Genomic DNA, 20,008 nt, shown 5'->3' with positions numbered 1-20,008 from the left:
TGCCTACAGCCAATGGGCGATGCATAGTCAGACTTAAACATCGATATGTAGAGCACGCTTCCCATGGAGACCAATGAACTTCCCAGCCTGATGCAGGTGCGAGCCTTCGTCAGAGTCGCCGACCATGGCAGCGTTTCGAAGGCTTCTGTGGCCCTGTTCCGGGCGCAGTCGGTGGTCACCCGGTCTATTTCCGAATTGGAAGCCCGGCTGGATGTACCGTTGTTTGAACGTCATGCCAACGGTATGCGTTTGACCGATTACGGTGCGCGGCTATTGCCTCGGGCGCGTCGGGTACTGGCCGAGCTCGAAAGCGTGCCACGCTTACTAGGTAGTGGGGAGAAGCGTGCTGTCGAACCGCTTTACCTGTTCCAGAACAGGCGCCTGCAAGTTTTTGTCAAACTTTGTGAAACCCACCATATGCAGACCGTTGCCAGCTTGCTTGGTCTGAGCCAGCCGGCGATCAGCTCGACCATCAAGGTCATGGAAAATGGCTGTGCCCAATCATTGTTCGAGCGTACACCTCGCGGACTGCAGCCGACGCGTGTCAGCCATGAAATCCTCTTTCCGATCCGTCGGGCGCTGAACGAGTTGCGCCATATCGAGACCGATATCACCGCAATGCGCGGTGACCTGCAAGGCGTGGTACATGTCGGTGCCCTACCCTTGGGTCGTACGCGTATTTTGCCCGAGGCCATCGTGCGCTTGATGGCCGAACACCCTGCGACCCAAGTTATCACCAACGAAAGCCCATTCGATCTGCTGGCGACCGAGTTGCGAGCCGGCGATGTGGACTTCATTTTTGGCGCCCTACGGCCGCAGGCCTACGCCAGCGACCTGAGCGGTGAAGTGTTGCTCACGGAGGAAATGGTAGTGGTGGCGCGGCGTGATCACCCGCTCTATCTAAAAACGGCTTTGCAAGATGAGCTCAGCGCCGCCCAGTGGGTACTGCCTCGCGCCGGATCGCCCGCCCGGCAGATGCTCGACGAGTGCTTCACCCGGTTCGGGATTGCGCCGCCCCGACCGATGGTGGAAAGCGGCGACATGTCTATCATTCGTGGACTGTTATTGCGTTCGGACATGCTCGCCGCAGTGTCCACTCACCAGCTGGAACATGAGATTGCCTCGGGCGAATTGTGCATCCTGCCGCTGGAGCTGAGGCAAACTACCCGGGCCATCGGCCTGACTTATCGTAGCGGCTGCCTGCACTCTCCGGTGGCTCAAGCCCTGATGGATACGATTCGCCGGGTGATCCTTGAGGCAGGCAGTGGTTCAGGCCCGTCACCAACCTAATATGTGCCTGGAGCACTGCTTCGCGAGGAAGCTCAATGAAATAGTTTGAGTTTGCCCATTTACGGGGAAACTACCAATAGTCACGTGCGAAAGCGTCCTACCAGCCCGCTTAACTCCTCCGCAAGCTGTGTCAGCTGCTTGCTGGCAGTGTTCGTTTGTTGCGCACCTTCCGAAGATTTCGCCGACAGGTCGCGGATTGTGAGGAGATTGCTGTCCACTTCACGCGCCACCTGCGCCTGTTCTTCCGCTGCGCTCGCGATCACCAGGTTGCGCTCATTGATCTGGCCGATGGCAGCGAATACTTCTTCCAGCACTACACCGCTCGCTTGAGTCATGTTTAGCGCCACCTGTGCTTTAGACGAACTAGCATGCATAGCTCCAACCGCCTGTTCGGCTGTGCTCTGCACGCTAGCAATGATCTGTTCGATTTCACGAGTCGACTCCTGCGCCCGGTATGCCAGCGTCCGTACCTCGTCGGCCACCACCGCAAAACCACGTCCGGCTTCACCGGCGCGTGCTGCTTCAATGGCAGCATTGAGCGCCAGTAGGTTGGTCTGTTCGGAAACCGACCGTATTACGTCCAGTACTTTGCTAATGTTTCGCACTTCATGAGCCAGATTTTGAATGCATTCGGCGCTGCCCTGGATATCGGCTGTCATCGATTGGGTTCCCTCGATATTCTCGTGGACTTGCTGACGGCTCTTTTTCGATAGGTTGTCGGAGGCAGCGGCCGTTTGCGAAGTCGACACGGCGTTACGAGCCACCTCTTCGATGGCGCTCGTCATTTCGTTGACTGCCGTGACGGCCTGTTCCAATTGCTGGTTCTGCTGCTGAAGCCCACGATTGCTTTCTCCTGTTATAGCATTCAGTTCTTGTGCAGCTGACGCCAGTTGGGTCGCGGAACCGGTGATCAGATCCAGGGTGACGCGCTGGCTGGTTTGCATGCGCTGAAGCTCGACGAAGAGTTCGCCAATTTCGTTACGGCCAGGAACGGTCACAGGCTGAGTGAGATCGCCACCTGCGATACGTCGAAAATGTTGACCTGCATCGCGCAAGGGCCGCAATACACGGGTAGCGATAAAGACCCAGCACAGGATGGCCATGGCCAATGTAATAACGCCCAGTGTAGCTGCCACGGTCTGCGCCATTTTCAGCCGATCAACTGATTGCACAATGATCTGCTTGCTTCGTGTTTCCAGCTCGCCAACCAGCTTTAGGCGTACCGCCTGCAGCTTGGCCATGCCATCAACGGCCGCTTTATTTGACTCAATGTAATCTGCGGCCGACAAAGCACGCACCGCTGCGCGCTGGCCGACAACGGCAGCCCCGAACTTGTCGAAGCAGACCTTGAGTTCGTCGGCCATACCCTTGAGCAACGGATCTTTAATGGCGTCGGCGGCAGCGTTGAGCTTGGCGATACTTTCCGCCCAGATACCCTCGCTACGCAACAGACGCGCTTGTGCATCCTCAACGTGGCCGCCCATACTTTCTATGAACGCCGAAGAGACGTTAGCACTGGTTCGGGTAGCCAATAGCAGCGAATTGTTTACGCCGTCGATGACAATAGTGGCGCTGTTCAACTCGATGATCTCGTCGTGACTGGTGACTGCCGCCCGCCAACTGCTCTGGGTCAAGAAGAGCAATGCCGCGATGAAGAGTACGAGCACCGTGATCATACCGGTGCGGATTTTAAGATCAGGGAACATTTGACGAGCTCCAAGTAGTGACTGCGGCTGAGCAGGCTCGCACCCGCAGGGGATTGATGTCGTACACGACTTCGTGAACGACAATGGTCACCTGTGGGGCGAATCTGCTTGCCAAGGCGTTAGAGCAGGCTCAATGGATAGCTGATGATCAGACGGTTCTCATCAAACTCATTGCTGCTGTAGTCCCGACGAATGCTGGAATTACGTAGGCGCAAGTTGAGGTTCTTGAAGGTGCCGCTCTGCACGGTATAGGCCAGCTCGGACTCACGTCCCCACTCCTTGCCATCGGTGATGCTGCCTGTGTGCACGTTTTCCCCGCTGATGTAGCGGTTCATCAAAGTCAGGCCGGGGATGCCAAGGACAACGAAATTGTAGTCGTGGCGCAGTTGCCAGGATTTCTCTCGGGCGTTGTCATAACTGTTGTTGAAGCTATCGTTGGCCAGGGTACCGCCGCTGGTGCCGTTGACCCGCATCCATGCGTTGTCACCGGTGAGCTTTTGCAGGCCGACGTAGAAGGTGTTGCCACCGTACTTGGCCGAGAGCAGCGCTGAGGCGGTGCGGTTGTCTAGGTCGCCGGCGCGGGCACTGCCGTCCTCGCGTCCCCAGAAGTAACCCAGGTTTGCCCCCAGCGTCCAGGCGCCGAGCGGTTGACTGTGTACCAGTTGCAGATACTGTTGCTGATAGATGTCCTTGAGCTCGGCATTCCACAGGCCAATCATGGTGCGCTTGTCGTTAAAGCTGTATTCACCGCCGACGAAGTTGAAGCGATCGGACGTGAACGCGGTTTTCCCCTGCATGAACATGTCGTCCATGCTTGAATCGTTGCGTGGGCTGTTCTGCCGGAACTGACCGCCGTACAGGGTCAGGCCATCGATATCCTGCGAGGTGATCTGGCCGCCACGGAAGGTTTGCGGCAGCGAACGGCCATCGTCGGAACGCAGGATCGGCAATACCGGCATCCACTCACCGACCTTCAGTTCGGTTTTGCCCACTTTCATTTTCCCGGCGACCGCCAAGCGGCCGAAATCATCGGCAGGACGCCCATCGCTATCGAGTGGCAATAGCTGCGTACCACCGGTGCCCTGCCCACCATCAAGCTTGACCGAATAGAGTCCCAACACATCTACGCCAAATCCCACCGTGCCCTGGGTGAAACCCGAACGAGCATCGAGGATAAAGCTCTGCGTCCACTCTTCGGCCTTGCCTTGCGGGTAAGCCGGATTGGTAAAGTTGCGGTTGATGTAGAAGTTGCGCAGGTTCAGGTTCGCGCTGGCGTCATCGATGAAACCTGCGGCCTGAACTTCCAGAGGTGCCGTACAAGCAACAGCCAGCGAGCAAGCGATTCGGCGATTAACGGTGATTTTCATTGTTATTGTTTTCCGATTTTTGGGTAAAGAAATGCCCTGCGCCCTTATTTGCCGGGCACACTGGGATCAAGCGAAAAATGGGTGATGGCGACCCGGAAAAGGTCGCCGAGAACTAACGGAGCGATCGCCCCTGAGGATCAGCGAGAGGTTTTGCCCGCCACCGAGTACAGCACCTGCTGGTTGCGGGTCTTCATAAACTCCTCAAGGGTCTGCCCACGCATTGCTGCGTAGACCTGCAGATTTGGAATGCCGAGCACAGCAGCGAGTTTTTCCAGCACAAAGAAAATCGCCCCGTACTGGATCAGACCGCGCCAGTCACGACGTCGCAGCAGATCGCATTCCTCTTCGCTCAAGCCACCCTCCTCGTACAGCGCCTCCGGTGCCTCAAGAAATCGTTGGCGCCATTGCGGCTCGATCATCCGGTGCAGGAATTTGTTCAGGCGATAGCCCTTGGCGCTGCGCTCCAAGGTGAACGGGTAGGTGCCTTCCAGTTTTTCGATACCCGCCAACTGATGCTGCATATGCTGCAAGTGACGCGTCGTGACTTCGACGGGCACCTCCCTGTCCTGATTCTCCAACAACAGCGTGGCGATACCCGTCATGGACGGCAGGTAGTAGTCCTGATGCAGGTTCTTCACCGTGGCCGACAGCGCACCGCGCATGATCAGCCAGGTGATGACTTCAGAGCCTTCCATTCCGCCGAGGGTGGCGTACTCGGCATGGGTGATTTCGGTCAGGCGCACCGGGTCGTTGACCAGCAGATCAACAAATTGCTCATCCCATTGCGGGTTATTGAAGCCGCAACGCTCGCCATGCACCTGATGGGACACCCCACCGGTCGCGACAATGGCCACCTTTAGATCTTCGGGATAGCTTTCAATGGCACGGCGCAAGGCCTGGCCCAGCTTGTAGCAGCGCAGGGCACTGGGGATCGGGAACTGCAACACGCCGACCTGTAGCGGCACGATTTCTACCGGCCACTCAGGTTCGCACGGCAAAAGTGCAGACATCGGCGAAAAAAAGCCATGATCCAGTGGCTTGTCACGGAAGAAACTCATGTCGAACTCATCGGCCATCAGACTTTGACCAATGTGCCGCGACAGCGCCGCATGTCCGCCAACCGCGGGCAGCAAGCGCGGATTACCGCCCTCATCCGCCACCTCGTAATGCTCATCGACTCCCAAGGAGAACCCGCCATAGTGGTCGAAGAAGAACGAGGTCACATGGTCGTTGAAGATGTAGAACAACACATCCGGTTGTTGCTCCTTCAGCCAGACTTTGATCGGTTCGAAGCCTTCGAAGATCGGCGCCCAGGCCGCCTCATTCTGTTTTTCGTGATCGACGGCAAAGCCGATGGTTGGTGTGTGCGATACAGCGAGGCCACCGATGATGCGTGCCATGATGAGTTCCTTTGTTCGAAGTAAATTATTGCGTCAGCAAAGCCTTATGTACCCGTCGCCGAGCATGACCGTTGGCCAGGATTGCCAGTGCAGCGATGAAAGCCGGCACGCTCAGCAGGGTAAACAGCAACGGCAGACCTAACCCGAGGCTGAGCACTGCACCACCGATGAGAGAACCAAAGATAGCCCCGAAGCGACCGATCCCCAGCATCCAGCTCACACCCGTAGCGCGAAAATCAGTTGGGTAGTAGCCGGGAGCAAAAGCATTGAGTCCGGTCTGCGCACCGCTCATACAGAATCCAGCCGCCACTACGCCGAATGCCAACAGACTTGACTCGAGACTGAATGCTCCCAGTAGCAGGATGAACGCACCGCCCATCGCGTAGGCCGTTGCAATCACACGGTTTGGATTACGCCGATCCATAGCCCAGCCGACCACAATTGCGCCGACCGTGCCGCCGATCTGGAACAGGCCAGTAATAGTCGCCGCGCGCTCGATGGACAGACCACCTTCGCGCAAAAGCGTCGGCATCCAGCCCATGGTCAGGTAGATCACCAACAGGCCCATGAAATAAGTCATCCATAGCGCGACGGTGCCAAACCGGAAGCCCTCGCTGAAGAGCATGCGCACGGGCGCCTTATGCTGAGCCTGAGGCTCGGTCATGGTGAATTTTGTGGTGGCCGAAAAGGTGCCACCCAGTTTGTTCAGCACTCGGGCGATCTGGCTGGCGGGGGCATTACGCGTTGCCAGGAAACGTGCGGATTCGGGCAACAGCAGCCAGAGGAACGGCAACAACACCAGCGGCAGGATTCCACCAGCCAGGAGCACCGATTGCCAGCCGTGGTGCGGAATTAGCCAGGCCGCCAAAAAACCGCCCAACCCCGACCCCATGTTGAAACCGGTAAACATGATGGTAATGAACAACGACCGGTTGCGCTCTGGCAGGTACTCTGAAAGCAGTGTTGTGGTATTGGGCAGCGCTGCGCCCAAAGCCACACCCGTCAACAAACGCAAGGCCGCCAGTTCGTAAGGATTGCTGGCAAATGCACAAGCAAGACTCAACAAACTGAAACCAGTAACGGCGAACAGCAGTATTTTTTTGCGCCCTAGGCGATCAGCATAGGGGCCAGCCGTCAGGGCGCCAATGGCCAACCCGACCATGCCGGCACTCATGACTGGGCCAAAGGCCGCTTTGGACAGGCCCCAATCTTGAATCAGCGAAGGCGCGATAAAACCCATGACCGCGACGTCAAAGCCATCGAACAGCACAATGAAGAAACACAGGCTCATGATGAGCCACTGATAGCCGGCAACCGGGCGGTTGTCGATCCACGCTTTGATATCGACCGTTTCGTGACGCATGCTTTTCACCTTCTTATTTTTGTAGACCATCCGACAGGCTCGGGAATGAAAAGACCTTTTCACTCAGTCGGATACTAGGCATGACTGTAAAGCCGCAAGTGCTCGCCCCGCCTCTAGGAAATCCTTAAGCAGGTATCGGTTTTTCTTATCGGGCACGCAAGGACGGCGTAATCAACGCAATGGTTCGCGAACAGCTAATCAGTGCCAGCATGATCACAGGCACCAGCGTATTGTTTCCCGCGCTGCCTGCTTCGGAGAGCGTTTTGGATGTCTTCGTGGCAACCGACTCTTCCGGCAACTTCAGCATCGCAACTCAACAGGCAATCTATGAGCGCATGACATAAACAGGCGCTCTAATGCTGCTTGGTTATCGCTGCCCCATGAGCAATTGCGCGAATGGCGCCACGACACCACAGCCCTGGAGTGCCGAAACCGCATTTGCGCAGATGGTCGCAGGTGCTGCGTGCTCGCACTGTGTTTATCCCTTTGCCAACCGTCGCGCCAATCGCGAGAAGTTGCAGGCGCAGGATAAGCCAAGTTTCTGGCTGGCAGCCCGCCGCCAGCATTAGGCCAAGTTCTTCTTGCCCGATTCTCGGCACGGGTCGCAGATTCAATCACCCACGTTGTTTGCTAGAGAAGCTGACACAAAGCTCAAAATCACCCGATAAAGAAAAACGATACCTGCTTAAGCATTTCCCAGAGGTGTAGCAGAGACCTGCGGCCTACAGTCAGCCCCAGCGCTAGGCTATTAGGCAGTCCAGCTCTGTAGTTTTTTTACAACAATAAGAAGGTGAAAGCATGAGTCACGAAACAGGTTTCAGCATGAGCGACAACGATGTCAACACGGGGTCGACGTTGAACTCAGATAAGCAGAATCTGAGAACTTTAATTCGCGCCGGTGTGATTGGCGGCCTGACTGGCGCGGTAATCATCTGGATTTACGAGGCCCTGATTTGGGTTGGGGTACAACATCTGATGCCGCTCGCCGGCATTCCGCGTAACGCGACAGGTCTCGTGTTCGGCAAGGAAGTTCAAGAGGCGCTCGGCCCATGGGCCTATCTTCTCGGCACTGCGATTCATTTTTTCTTCGCAATCGGATGGGGCGTCCTGTTTGCTCTCATCTGGCCGTATTTCCGCCGCCGTGGATATGAAGCGACTTTCATCGCGTTGTTCTACGCCATCATCGCGTGGATCGTGATGCACGTGGCTATCGCCATTGCTTCGGACAATCATCCAAATTACTACGACCCTGTCGTCATCATTGGCGGCTTCATGTCGCACTTCTTCTTCACGGTATCACTCGCACTAACCGTGAAGAGGTTGATGGCGTCGTGCCCGGGCGCGTAGTTCGGAGCACCCGTTAAGACTGATCTATCGGTAGCTTGAAAGCGTTCGACCTTCAGGCGGCGGAGAACCGGGTTTTCGCCTTGCGCCGGTTCACCGCCCCTGAAGGAAATGTCCTTAAGTAACAGCTTGATCTGTTTGGGCCGTTGATACGACGCCAGGTTCTCTCGGTTTACTCTTCCGGGCCCGATCACCTTGAGTCCGGCAGCAAACATCCCATAAGGTCATTAGTTACAGAAAGAAGTCGACCGTTGTCGCTTCCCTACCCACTTGATCATTCCGCTCCCCATTACATCTAGAGAAAACATTAATCTCTGCGCAACAGAGCCTTGTGGTACTTGCTTGAGGCTCTTACTGGCAGTCTCGATCAGCTCTGAAACTCTTCAGCCAAGAACTCTGTCTGACCTTGCTGCTTCTGCTGCTTATGCGGTAGCGGTTGAATCGCGGTGATAACAGGCGTGCCTGTCTGGGGGCACTTCAACAGTACACAACTCACTCCGTAAAGCTCTTCAATGAGAGCAGAAGTCACGACTGTGTCTGGAGCGCCCTCAATCACAATACGCCCCGCCTTCATTGCCACCAGATGGTCTGCATATCGGCACGCGCTGGAAAGATCATGCAGAACCATGACCACCGTCTTGCCGGCATTGGTCAGTTGGCGAACGAGCTCAAAGACTTCTATCTGGTGACCCAAATCCAGCGCTGAAGTTGGCTCGTCCAACAACAGCAAAGGCGTGTCCTGGGCGATTGCCATCGCAATCCAGGCGCGTTGTCGCTGTCCACCGGACATGGATTCGAGCGCACAGTCTGCCAACTCGACAAGGTCTGCGGCGTGCAATGCATTTTCTACGATCAGTTGATCCTTGGAGCTCCACTGGCGCATCAAGCCCTGATGCGGTTGCCGGCCAAACCGGATGAGCTCATTCACGGTTATCCCCTCTGGCGCACTTGCGTCCTGAGGTAGCAGGGCCAATAACCGGGCTACGTCGCGGGTTGGCAATGAACCAATTGGCAGACCGTTGAGCAAGACGGCGCCACTGCGTGGTTTATTGAGCCGCGCGAGGCCAGCGAGCAAAGTGGATTTGCCACAGCCATTGGGGCCGACGATGACCGTCACCTGTCCTTGCGGAATGTGCAAATTCAGGCCATTGACCACCATGCGTCGTCCGTACCCGAGATACAGATCGCGCGTTTCCAGAGTGGCCATGGCGTCGCCGATGCACGGTAACTCGAATCGCTTCATTGGACTCTCCGATCAGGTTGGCGCAAAACAATCCATATCAGATAAGGGCCGCCAATGATGGCCATCACGATACCGACAGGCACCTCTATGGGGGACAGGATATTGCGACCTGCACAGTCGGCGACCACCATCAGCAGCGCCCCGCTCCAGGCCGAGTTCAAAACCGGGACACCACGCTGCCTGGCAAGATAACGCGCTATTTCCGGTGCGATCAGCGCCACCAGTCCTACCGGGCCGGCCACCGCTACGCCCAACGCTGTAAGCCAAACTGTCGCCGCCAACGTCGTCATGCGCAAAGCGCCCAGGCGCACGCCGAGGCTGATAGACACCCGTTCAGAAAAACCCATCGCAGCCAACTGGCGCCCCAGCAGACAGGCCCAGGGCAAGCCAAAGAACAATCCTGCCGCGAGCGCCCTAATGGCAACGGCCGACGTCCCATTCAGGCTGCCTACCGTCCACGGGTAGGCGCGATTGGCAGCGTCTATAGGGGCTTGGGAGAGCATGAGATTTGTTAGTGCGCTGAACATCGCGCCGACGCCGATACCCGTAACGATGAAACGATAGCCCCGTGAACCCGAGCCAGACGCCAGAGCGAACGTCAAAACAGCTGCAGTGGCCGCTCCGGAAAGAGCCAGAATCGAGGGCAACAGGCTAGTGGACGTTGCCACGATGGAAGCCACCGCAAAAGCCGTGGCGCCATTGTCCAATCCGACAATTCCAGGAGTAGCCAGTCGATTGCGCGCCAAGGTTTGCATCAGGCAGCCGGCGGCGCCCAAGGCGGCGCCGGTCAACACAGCCGCGAGTATCCGCGGCATTCGAAGCGTATTGATCAGTAACCGGCTGACGGCATCTCCCTGGCCTGCCAGGACGAGCAGCGCGTCCTTGACAGGTATTGGCCGACTGCCACCGAAGGTCAGTGAGACCAGACAGGCGCATGCCAATAGCAGCAAAAGAAGTGCTCCCGCGACAAACGAACGGCGCGATACCAACTGAGTCCAAGGGCCTAGGCGCAACAGCCAAAAACCGGCGGGAGCCCTATGTGAGGGACGACGTACGACCATTGATTTCATAGGATCGGCAGACGCTGCGCGCGCACCGTTGCTATGAGTACAGGTGCGCCAATGAAAGCGGTGACGACCCCGATGGGCAATTCATAAGGGCGTACCAACAGGCGTGACACGATATCGGCCCCCAGAAGCACCGAAGGGCCGAGCAACAGGCTTAACCAAAGTGTCTGGCGAATGTCGCTGCCCACCATTCGGCGAGCCATGAAGGGCACGATAAGCCCCAGAAATCCAATCGGGCCAGCTGCGGCATTGGCCGTTCCGACCAGCATCGCGACCACGATCAACACCCCCAGACGCACTCGCTGTGGATGATGGCCAAGGCTGCTGGCCAACGCCTCTCCCAAGGCCAGCGCCGCCAATGGGCGAACCAAAGGTAGCATCAATATCAGTCCGCAAGTCAAGCCCGGTAGCGCTGCGTAGAGTGTTTCGACAGGCCGACCAGCCAGAGAGCCAATCACCCAAAAACGCATTTCGTCGGCGGTACGCTGATCCCGGAGCAGCAACAGACCACTCAGGGCGCTGAGAAACCCGGAAAACGCCGCACCAGCCAAAATCAGTCGAACGGGATCACTGCCTACGCCACGAAGCCGGCAGACAGCCATGACCAGCAAACAGCCGATTAATGCGCCGACCACGGCAACACTGAAAGCGAGAGATGAGGCCGAAGTACCTAGGCTAATCGCCACGACCACTGCAAAGGATGAACCGGCGCTGACACCTAGAAGTCCAGGCTCGGCCAAGGTGTTTCGGGTGACGGACTGCAATAGCACGCCTGCTGCGCCCAACGCGATTCCCACCACGACGGCAAGTTCGGTACGCGGCCAACGCAGGCCATAAATGACAAACCTGGATTGCTCATCCCCCTGCCCGAATAGGGTTTCCAAACTTCGCCAGGCGCCGACATCACCCGCACCGATCAGTAGGCTGATCAGGCACAGCAGCACCAACCCGACGCCAGCTACCGACAACATGGGTGCGAGGTGTCGCGAACGCTCCGGCATCAGAGGGCCAATGCCTTCGCGATATCCGCAAGAATACGCTCGGCCGCCATATAACCCGCGCTACTACTCCATACTTGCCCGTCGACGCTGACTACGTGCCCGTCCTTTACCGCTTTCAGTTGTGCGAAAACCGGTTGCCCGCTGACTTCATCCAGCGCTTTATCGCCATCGGCGTTCAGGGTTGCTAGGAAGATCCAATCGGCATCGGCCTTAGTAAGGTTTTCGAGACTCAAGATGTCACTGTGCGGGCGATGCTTGAGCGAGACAGCCAGCTCATTTGGTAAAAAGCCGAGGCTTGCGAGTATTTGACCGGCGAAGACTTGGGCCGACATCAAGATCGGCCCTTGAGGATTCAAGCGCAACACCGTTGCGCTTTGCCCGGTTGCGATGCTCTGGCGCAAGCTCTCAACCTGATGATCGAAATCCTTCAGACGTTCTTCGGCCATGGCTTGCTTGTCCAGCGCAAGCGCATAAAGGCGGAACGAGGCTCGCCAGTCATCCATGCTGCCCACTTTCGGAATCACGGTTGGTGCAATAAGGCTGAGCTGGTCAAAGAGTTGCTTGGATAAGTCATTGGTAGCCAGGATTAGATCTGGCTCCAATGCCAACACCGCTTCAAGGTTAGGTTCGCGTACGCTGCCGACCAATTCGATGTGCCCTGCCTTTTCCTGAAGATACTCCGGCACTTGACTACCGCCTCGAGCCGCCAGCGCCCCCAAGGGATGAGCATCAAGAGTCAAACTGGCGTCGAGCGCAGTTTCCCCCAGTGTTACGACTCTTTTAGGCACTCCGTTGATTCTGACCAGCCCGTAGGCGGTATCCAGAGTCCGCTCTGCCGCTGTCACGACATCGCACCACAAGCTAATAGAAACGACTGCGGCCATGAAACACCGAGCAAACGCGAAGCGTGAAGAGACCAGCAAGAAGTTCAATGAAAAGTCCGAAGCAGCGCATGTAGAAGATGAGCGCAATTCTAAGACGACAGGTGTTCAACCGCCGTTGGGAAACCTTTATGCAGCTATCGATTTTTGTTATTGATAACCATCTGCAAATGGTGTTCAAGGCTGCCACCTGTCCCGGACAAGCATTACTAGAGATCGGGGCGGCAGCATACTTTCAATGCATAACGGTGATTAGTGATGACGAGTCAGGATCGTTGCCCCTGATCAACGACTGGACTTTCGGATGAGTCGCCGTGCATCGGTGTTTGGGAGACTTCAGTGTTCATATCGACCCCGGTCGCGTTGGGCAGGCACATTGCCGCGAGAAATGCGATCAGATATGAACTGATAGCGAATACTCCCATTGCAGTGGAAAGACCCATGCTCGTTGAAGCAAACCCGACAGCGGCTGGCATGATCGAACCGAAGCCGCGGCCAAAACTGGTGCAGAACCCAGCGCCATTGGCACGGATACGCGTGGGATACAGCTCAGCGAAGGCAACAGGTAACCCAGATGCCAGTCCACCCTGGAAGGCTCCCAGCAATAAACCCAAACCCAGTGTTACAGCCATATTGATCGGCGCAAAGGTATACACCGAAACCACGCACGCCTGGCAGATCAAAAACAGCATGAAGGCCTTACCGCGACTGATGTTGTCGCTGATACGGCCATAGATGAAAGGCCCCAATAGCGAACCGATGATGTTCACCGCCAAGTATCCTGAAGTCGACGCCACCGGTAGATTGAGCACCATGCGCATGTAGGTGGGGAGCCATGTGATCATGATGTAGGCACCGCCGAAGATGCCGCTGGCCAGAACCGTACTGATCAAAGTCACACGACGGTGCTCACTGCCGAAAATCTCACGTAGGTTCATCTTCTTCGGTGTGCGGCTGGCTTGAGTAAATGCCTCGGATTCTGGCACCAGGCGCCGGATGAACCAGATCAGAAACGCTGGCAACAGCCCAATGGCGAAGAAGGCGCGCCAGGCAATATCTTCGGGCAGCCAGGCAAATACCACCGGCATCAAGGTCAGCGAAATCGCGTAGCCGACGGCATAGCCACTTTGCACTGAGGCGGCAACTCGGCCACGCAAGGCCGGCGAAATGGCTTCACTGATCAGCACTGCACCAACCACCGCTTCCCCACCGTAACCGATTCCTTGTAGAAACCGCACGGGCAGAAACTGCCAGAAGCTGCTGCATAAGCCAGCCAAACAGGTGAAGAGTGCGACCCACAACACCGTGACTTGCATGACCCTCACGCGACCAAAACGGTCAGCCAACAGACCCGCCCCCCAACCTCCAAGTGCGCTGCCAATCAGCGAAACCGAACCAAGCATGCCAGCGTCAGAGCTACTCAATGCGAGCACTGTCATCAAGACTGGCATCATCAGTGCGTAGATGGTGGAGTCCATCGAATCCAATGTGAATCCACCGAAGCAGGCCCAATAGGTACGTTTTTCTTTTGGCGAAAGCGCCGAATACCAACCGAGTCGCATAGCGCAAACCTCTTTTTTATGATCTGCGGGTATGCTAACGAGGTGGGTGGCGTGGGGACGTGCGAAAAACTGATGGGGTAAACGTTATTTCTTATACGGGCTCATTCAAAGACCTGCCGTATTGCTCGCAGGTCTCGAATGCAACTGAACGCTACTGAGCAGCAGCTTTGATGGCCGAATACATCTGCTTGCCAGCTTTGCTTGGGTCAGCATTCTTGTCACTCATGAAATTGCTGACCACATCGAAGATTGCCCCCTGCACTGCCTGGGAAGTGGACATGTTGAACGCCATACTTGGTTCCAACGTGCCAGCCTTCTCGGCTTCGGCGAAATCTGTAGCGGAAGCTTGAGCACAGCTATCGAATTTGCTCATGTCCAAGCCCTTGATAACCGGTATTGAGCCTTTGTTCTGATTGAAAACGTACTGGAATTCGGGCTCCAGAGCGACCTTGGCCAAGTCGTCGCGCGCCGCATTGTTGCCGGGCGTATCATTCCTCTTGGACAATTTGAACATGACCAGTGAATCGATCGTGTAGGTATAGATCCCTTGCGAGCCAGGGAAAGGTACACACTCGTAATCCGTACCGGCGTTCTTGCCGGCCGCCGTCCACTCACTCTTGACCCAGTCCCCCATGATTTGCATGCCAGCCTTGCCACTGATGACCTTGGCCGCCTCTAGATTCCAGTCTTGGCCGGTGCCATCAGGATCCATGTAAGACTGCAGCTTACGAAGAGCCGCAAACACCTCGGCCATTTTTGAACCGGTGAATGTTTGTTCATCGTTATCAATGAAGGCTTTCTTGTAACCGTCTGCTCCCATAACGCTCAGAACCAGATCTTCAAAAACAGTAGTGTCTTGCCATGGTTGACCACCGTGAGCAATTGCAACAAAGCCTGCAGCTTTCAGCTTGTCGCCAGCAGCATAGAGCTCTTCCAAAGTTGTCGGGGCTTTGGCGACCCCGGCCTTCTTGAGCACCTCAGGGTTGACCCACAACCAATTGATGCGGTGGATATTCACAGGTACCGCTACATAGTGACCATCGTATTTCATGATGTCCGCAACGGTCTGAGGCAAAAGACTGTCCCATTTGTTTGCCTTGGCCACGTCATCGACGCTGGTTAGTAAGTCCAACTTGCCCCACTCCTGGATATCCGGCCCCTTGATCTGTGCGGCAGAAGGAGGGTTACCGGAGATGGCGCGGGTTTTGAGCACGGTCATGGCAGCAGCACCTCCGCCACCCGCCACAGCGCTGTCTTGCCAAGTGAAGCCATCCTTTTCAACAATCTGTTTAAGCACGTTCACAGACTTGGCTTCCCCTCCTGATGTCCACCAGTGGACGACTTCAACAGTGCCCTTGCTGTCAGCAGCATGCACAACGAGAGGAAAAAGAGTGGCCAAGGAAATGACAGTGGCAAGACGATTAATCGCGTTCATCTTTGTACCTTTTTTTGTTGTTATATCAGGCAAGCGTCGCGCCTGCAGTGTGAAGAGTTCATCCAGCGATTGAGCGCACTACATTGAAGAAAGCTACGTGTAATCAGAAGATTCCTAGCCCCTTACGACCGATAGGATTCAACTGCTCCAACGTAAATCGGTCTTTCCATGAGGTTTCGTAATGTTCTGGTGGGAAATCGTCCGGCGACTCGCCTGCCTCAAAAGCCCTGCAAACATCCTTTGCGTATTTGAGGTTTTTTGGGCACATCGGTGCCGCCGGCACGTACATTACGTTGCCCCAGCCCTCTTGGTTCTCGACAGGGGCGACACTATGGATAACGTCGCAGTGCCACCAAACTGAGTCTCCTGCCTGCACATCGGGAATGGGTGTCATCCCTTGAACCAAAAGCGGATGCCATTTTTGCGAAACCGGAAGCACCTTGCCTGGGGCAACACCACACAACTCATCTTCTGGAACGTCATTAAGCAGCGGACGCAGAAGCATGTAGGCCATAGCCTTGGGGATAGGCAATGTATGCAGCACTCCTTGATCAGCTTTCATGTCGGACAATGCAGTCCATCCTTGAAAGGTTCTAAACGCTGAGCACTTCACTGTGTCCTTATAAGCGTACTCATCGACCTCCGTGCGATGCGCCGCATCCCATGGGTCGTAAGACTTGAAATCATTGCTATAGATTTTGTCGAACACCTTCAAATAGGCAGGATGTAGCCATCGCTCCAACGCACCGGAGTCTGTGTGTGGCCCGAGCCCTTTAGAAGTAGTGCCTGGTGGACGGCGACGCACGCGGTCAGGGTAAAGGGCGTTGACATCTGGATCGAACCAGTCCTGACCATGAGAATGAATTTTCCATAGTCGATTCAGAAATGATTGCGCCGCCCCCATACGCTCATCCTGGCGCAGTTGCATCTGTGAGCTAGACCAATAAATTGGGAAAATCTCCGGCCGCGAAGCGTCAAGGTTTCCAAAAAACTGATCGACAGGCCCTCGATAAATCCTGTCAAAATCGTTCCTATCGAGATACTCCAATAGGTTCTTGTCCCACGCTAAGACCTGCTCTTTTGGGAAGTGATTTTTAATGACTAGGCAGCCGCGACGTTTGATTTCCGCTAATTGCCCTGGCGTCACTTTTCCTGTGGCTATAGCGTCGAATTCGAGAACAGGCCACCCCGAGCCGGTCAGGGCCTCCTGTTCTTTGATCGACGCAATCTCGGCCGCTATGAATTCGCTGACCTCGGCAAAAAGGGATTCCACATCGCCAATCTGCGCGCGCAACGTCTTTTTCATTTTGACGATGCTGTCTCTGTAATTCTCGGGAAGGGCAGCACTTTCGAAAGCTTGATACTTGCTCATGACACACCTGAATTCTTGTTTTTTCATACGCGAATGAAAACACTGCAATAGGGTTTACGGCAGTCTCTTTACTAGCGTTGAACAATACGATTCTGGCGTTTTTATCTGTGTTTCCAGAACGATCGAGCCAGTGCTGGTGCTCGACCAACGGCTTGCTCACTCAGAACGATCCACGTGCTGTCGAAAAAAACACCGCATTGCCAGAATCAATTTGCGTGGAAAAGATTCAGGCAATGACGGTGAAAAGTAACCGCGGGGAGCTAACGCCCCATCCAAAATCGTCAACACGTGGGCTGCGACATGGATAATCATCTGCAATTTTTTAGGCTCGGCCTCGCTGTTTGATGCCATAGACCGCTACAACAAGAAAGCACAACAGAGGAACAAGAAATGCCAAAGACGTGCCGTATGAATCGGCGATTGTTCCCATGCAGTAAGGAGCAATGGCACCACCAACGAGGGTCATCACCAAAAATGACCCCGCTTTCTTGGTGTGCCCACCCAAGTTTTTCACGCCCATTGCAAAAATGCTGGGGTACATGATGGACATGAAAAAAAACACTCCAATCAACGCGTAGACGGAGAGTTCCTCAATGCCAGCGACGGCAACAGCGCACAAAACAGCATTGAGGCATCCATACCCGATCAACATCGCCGCTGCGGGCAGATAGCGCATCAACCAGGTGCTGATGAATCGACCGACCATGAAGCTGAGCATTGCTATGGAAAGCAGGTAGGACGCTTTTTGCGTCGTCATACCGTTCCAGTGCTCCATGGCGTAGTTGATGAAGAACGCTCCAACGCCGACCTGTGCTGCGATGTAGAAAAACTGCGCAACCAGTGCCCCCGTAAAGTTTGGATACGACCAAAGAGAACGAGTAATACCAGCCTTATCGGAGTCAGAGCGTTGCACTTGTATTTCAGGCAGTGGAGAAACGACGAATACCCCCATCATCAGAATGACGACGAAACCGAGACAGGCATACGTCAGCATTACCGGATCGAATGAGAAGCCAACAAGAGCAACTGGTGGGGCAAAGAACAGCGACCCACCAATCAGCGGCCCTACAAAAACACCAAGACCGTTGAATGATTGGGCAAAGTTGAGCCGTCGCTCTGCAGTTTCAGGGGCACCTAACACCGAAGCGTATAGGTTCGCAGCCGTTTCCAGACAACCCAGTCCACAGGCCAGAATGAACAGTGCACCCACGAATGCAGCAAAAGTACCCATCTGGGTTGCCGGGATGAATAGCAATGCGCCCAAGGCGAAAAGTGCCAGGCCAACCAGAATCCCCGCTTTGTAACCGCATCGATTCATGAACGAACCGACGGGTAACGCCACAATGAAGTAAGCGCCGAAGTAAGCAGCCTGGATGAGACCTGACTGTGCCTTGCTGACATGCAGAGAATCCTGGAAATGCTTATTCAGCACATCCAACAAACCGTGTGAAAGGCCCCACATAAAAAACAGGCTGGTCACTAAAATGAAGGCGATTTTGGTCGCCGACGGTGCAGTTGCCTGCACCGACATTTCAAGTTGAACGTTCATACGCGCCTCGTGGTACTGGATGGTGTTGCCTACCCAAAGATCAAACGTTTATGTCTGAACCGCGTGTTTCGGGTGCGAAGAACGTTGCTACAAAAGAGATACCGGCCAGCACCACGACGTAGGTCGCTACGGGCCAATAATGGTTGCCAGACCAACTCAAGAGCGCAGCCGCAACGAACGGAGCGATACCGCCAGATGCGAGCGCTGCGAACTCCTTGCTGACCGCGATACCGGTATAGCGATATCGGGCATCAAACAGTTCCGGGAAATAAGCGGCCTGCACGGAATACATGCCGAAGGCGCCCAAACTGATGGCTACAACCATGCTCAACACAATCAGCGTTGAGTCCATGGAGTTGAACAGCCAGAACGCTGGAAATGCCCAGAGCGCGGCGATCAAAGAAGTGACGCGATACATGATCCGACGGCCCAGACGGTCGGACAAATATCCAATGAACGGAATGGTAAACACCGACAATGCTGCGGCTGTAATCAGCCCAACCGTGCCGACAGACTTATCCACCATTAGTACTTTTGCGAGGTAGCTGAGGGCGAACACCTGGTACAAGTAAGACGTGCCGTTTTCCCCAATACGCAGGCAGCACGCTACGACCAGATTCTTGCGGGAGTAGCGCAGGAGGTCTTTGACCGGCTGTTTGCTTGCGAGCTTTTTGCGTTTGATTTCCTCAAACACAGGACTTTCCTTCACCTGAAGCCTGATCACGATGCCGACTGCGATCACGACCACACTGAATAGAAAAGGAATGCGCCAACCCCAGGACATGAAATCTTCCTGCGGCAGTTGCTGAACGGCCCAGAACATTCCCGCCGCCATAAGGATCCCGATGATGATCCCGGCAAATGGAAGAGACGCATAAAAACCTCGCGTTTCTTTGGGTGCGAACTCCGCAACGATCAAAGAGGCGCCAGCTTGCTCTGCACCAGAACCAAATCCTTGAAGCAGTCGTAATAGCACCAAGAGGCCAGTTGCCCAGACGCCTATGTCCGCATAGGTCGGCAGCAAGCCGATGAGCAGTGTCGAAATACCCATCAACAGGACAGTGGATACCAATACAAACTTTCGACCTTTTCGGTCGCCAACCCTACCAAAGAACAGACCACCAAAGGGCCTTGCGACGAATCCAACAGCATAGGTTGCGAAGATCGCTAAAAGTGCGGATGCCTTATCCATCCCTGGAAAAAACAACTCGGAAAAAACCAGGGCGGATGCTGTCCCGTAGATGGAGAAGTCGTACCACTCCATCGCACTACCAGCGACGCTTGCCATAATGACCCGATGAAGGTCTTTCTTCTCAACCACCGCAGTGGATGTCGTTGGAACACTGCTAGCTATGGTGCTCATGGTGAACCTCTTATTTTTGTTGTGGTGCTCAGCGAGACTCACGTAGGTGAGCCTCACCTTCAACA

Annotated in this window: 15 protein-coding genes; 2 read left to right on the top strand and 13 right to left on the bottom strand. The window is 55.3% G+C overall.

Going from position 1 to position 20,008, the window contains the following annotated elements:
• Window positions 1-63: 63 nt before the first annotated feature.
• Entirely contained in the window at window positions 64-1,290 is a 1,227-nt protein-coding gene (locus ACIO0C_RS16740; RefSeq protein WP_401313858.1) for a LysR family transcriptional regulator, read from the top strand.
• A gap of 80 nt (window positions 1,291-1,370) precedes the next feature.
• Here the strand turns inward: ACIO0C_RS16740 and ACIO0C_RS16735 are convergent, their stop codons facing one another.
• From ACIO0C_RS16735 to ACIO0C_RS16720, 4 genes are all read right to left on the bottom strand, one after another.
• Window positions 1,371-2,996: a methyl-accepting chemotaxis protein gene (locus ACIO0C_RS16735; protein WP_401313856.1), complete on the bottom strand. Its 1,626-nt coding sequence runs from the start codon at window positions 2,994-2,996 to the stop codon at window positions 1,371-1,373.
• 119 nt (window positions 2,997-3,115) lie between these two features.
• A complete protein-coding gene (locus ACIO0C_RS16730) occupies window positions 3,116-4,363 on the bottom strand; it encodes an OprD family porin (protein ID WP_401313854.1) in 1,248 nt (415 codons plus the stop codon).
• 137 nt (window positions 4,364-4,500) lie between these two features.
• Window positions 4,501-5,763: a gallate dioxygenase gene (locus tag ACIO0C_RS16725; RefSeq protein WP_056854694.1), complete on the bottom strand. Its 1,263-nt coding sequence runs from the start codon at window positions 5,761-5,763 to the stop codon at window positions 4,501-4,503.
• Between the two features lie 25 nt (window positions 5,764-5,788).
• Window positions 5,789-7,126 (bottom strand): MFS transporter, encoded by a 1,338-nt coding sequence (locus tag ACIO0C_RS16720; protein WP_401313851.1) that lies wholly within the window; start codon window positions 7,124-7,126, stop codon window positions 5,789-5,791.
• A 798-nt stretch (window positions 7,127-7,924) separates the two neighbouring features.
• Here ACIO0C_RS16720 and ACIO0C_RS16715 point away from each other — a divergent pair.
• Entirely contained in the window at window positions 7,925-8,473 is a 549-nt protein-coding gene (locus ACIO0C_RS16715) for a hypothetical protein (RefSeq protein WP_401313849.1), read from the top strand.
• A 364-nt stretch (window positions 8,474-8,837) separates the two neighbouring features.
• Here the strand turns inward: ACIO0C_RS16715 and ACIO0C_RS16710 are convergent, their stop codons facing one another.
• The 9 genes from ACIO0C_RS16710 to ACIO0C_RS16670 form a co-directional block, all read right to left on the bottom strand.
• Complete coding sequence (locus ACIO0C_RS16710; RefSeq protein WP_156386272.1) at window positions 8,838-9,713, bottom strand: ABC transporter ATP-binding protein; 876 nt, start codon at window positions 9,711-9,713, stop codon at window positions 8,838-8,840.
• Window positions 9,710-10,663 carry a FecCD family ABC transporter permease gene (locus tag ACIO0C_RS16705; protein ID WP_401313847.1) on the bottom strand — a complete coding sequence of 318 codons (954 nt, stop codon included), beginning with the start codon at window positions 10,661-10,663 and terminating at the stop codon, window positions 9,710-9,712. Before ACIO0C_RS16705 ends, ACIO0C_RS16710 begins: the two co-directional genes overlap by 4 nt.
• 116 nt (window positions 10,664-10,779) lie before the next feature.
• A complete protein-coding gene (locus ACIO0C_RS16700; protein WP_401313845.1) occupies window positions 10,780-11,751 on the bottom strand; it encodes a FecCD family ABC transporter permease in 972 nt (323 codons plus the stop codon).
• A gap of 29 nt (window positions 11,752-11,780) precedes the next feature.
• On the bottom strand, window positions 11,781-12,713 hold the full coding sequence (locus tag ACIO0C_RS16695; RefSeq protein WP_401313843.1) for an ABC transporter substrate-binding protein: 933 nt from the start codon (window positions 12,711-12,713) through the stop codon (window positions 11,781-11,783).
• A gap of 215 nt (window positions 12,714-12,928) precedes the next feature.
• Complete coding sequence (locus ACIO0C_RS16690; protein ID WP_401313841.1) at window positions 12,929-14,224, bottom strand: MFS transporter; 1,296 nt, start codon at window positions 14,222-14,224, stop codon at window positions 12,929-12,931.
• Between the two features lie 151 nt (window positions 14,225-14,375).
• Window positions 14,376-15,659, bottom strand: a complete 1,284-nt coding sequence (locus ACIO0C_RS16685; RefSeq protein ID WP_401313839.1) for an ABC transporter substrate-binding protein — start codon at window positions 15,657-15,659, stop codon at window positions 14,376-14,378.
• A gap of 103 nt (window positions 15,660-15,762) precedes the next feature.
• Complete coding sequence (locus ACIO0C_RS16680; protein ID WP_401313837.1) at window positions 15,763-17,031, bottom strand: DUF1479 domain-containing protein; 1,269 nt, start codon at window positions 17,029-17,031, stop codon at window positions 15,763-15,765.
• 322 nt (window positions 17,032-17,353) lie between these two features.
• Window positions 17,354-18,580 carry a sugar MFS transporter gene (locus ACIO0C_RS16675; protein WP_401313835.1) on the bottom strand — a complete coding sequence of 409 codons (1,227 nt, stop codon included), beginning with the start codon at window positions 18,578-18,580 and terminating at the stop codon, window positions 17,354-17,356.
• Window positions 18,581-18,620: 40 nt separating this feature from the next.
• Window positions 18,621-19,943 carry an MFS transporter gene (locus ACIO0C_RS16670; RefSeq protein ID WP_056854701.1) on the bottom strand — a complete coding sequence of 441 codons (1,323 nt, stop codon included), beginning with the start codon at window positions 19,941-19,943 and terminating at the stop codon, window positions 18,621-18,623.
• Window positions 19,944-20,008 lie beyond the last annotated feature (65 nt).

It is taken from the genome of Pseudomonas sp. NPDC087336 (assembly GCF_044744285.1).
Taxonomy (GTDB): domain Bacteria; phylum Pseudomonadota; class Gammaproteobacteria; order Pseudomonadales; family Pseudomonadaceae; genus Aquipseudomonas.
The sequence above is the reverse complement of the archived record's forward strand: the minus strand, read 5'-3'. Positions and strand labels throughout refer to the sequence as shown.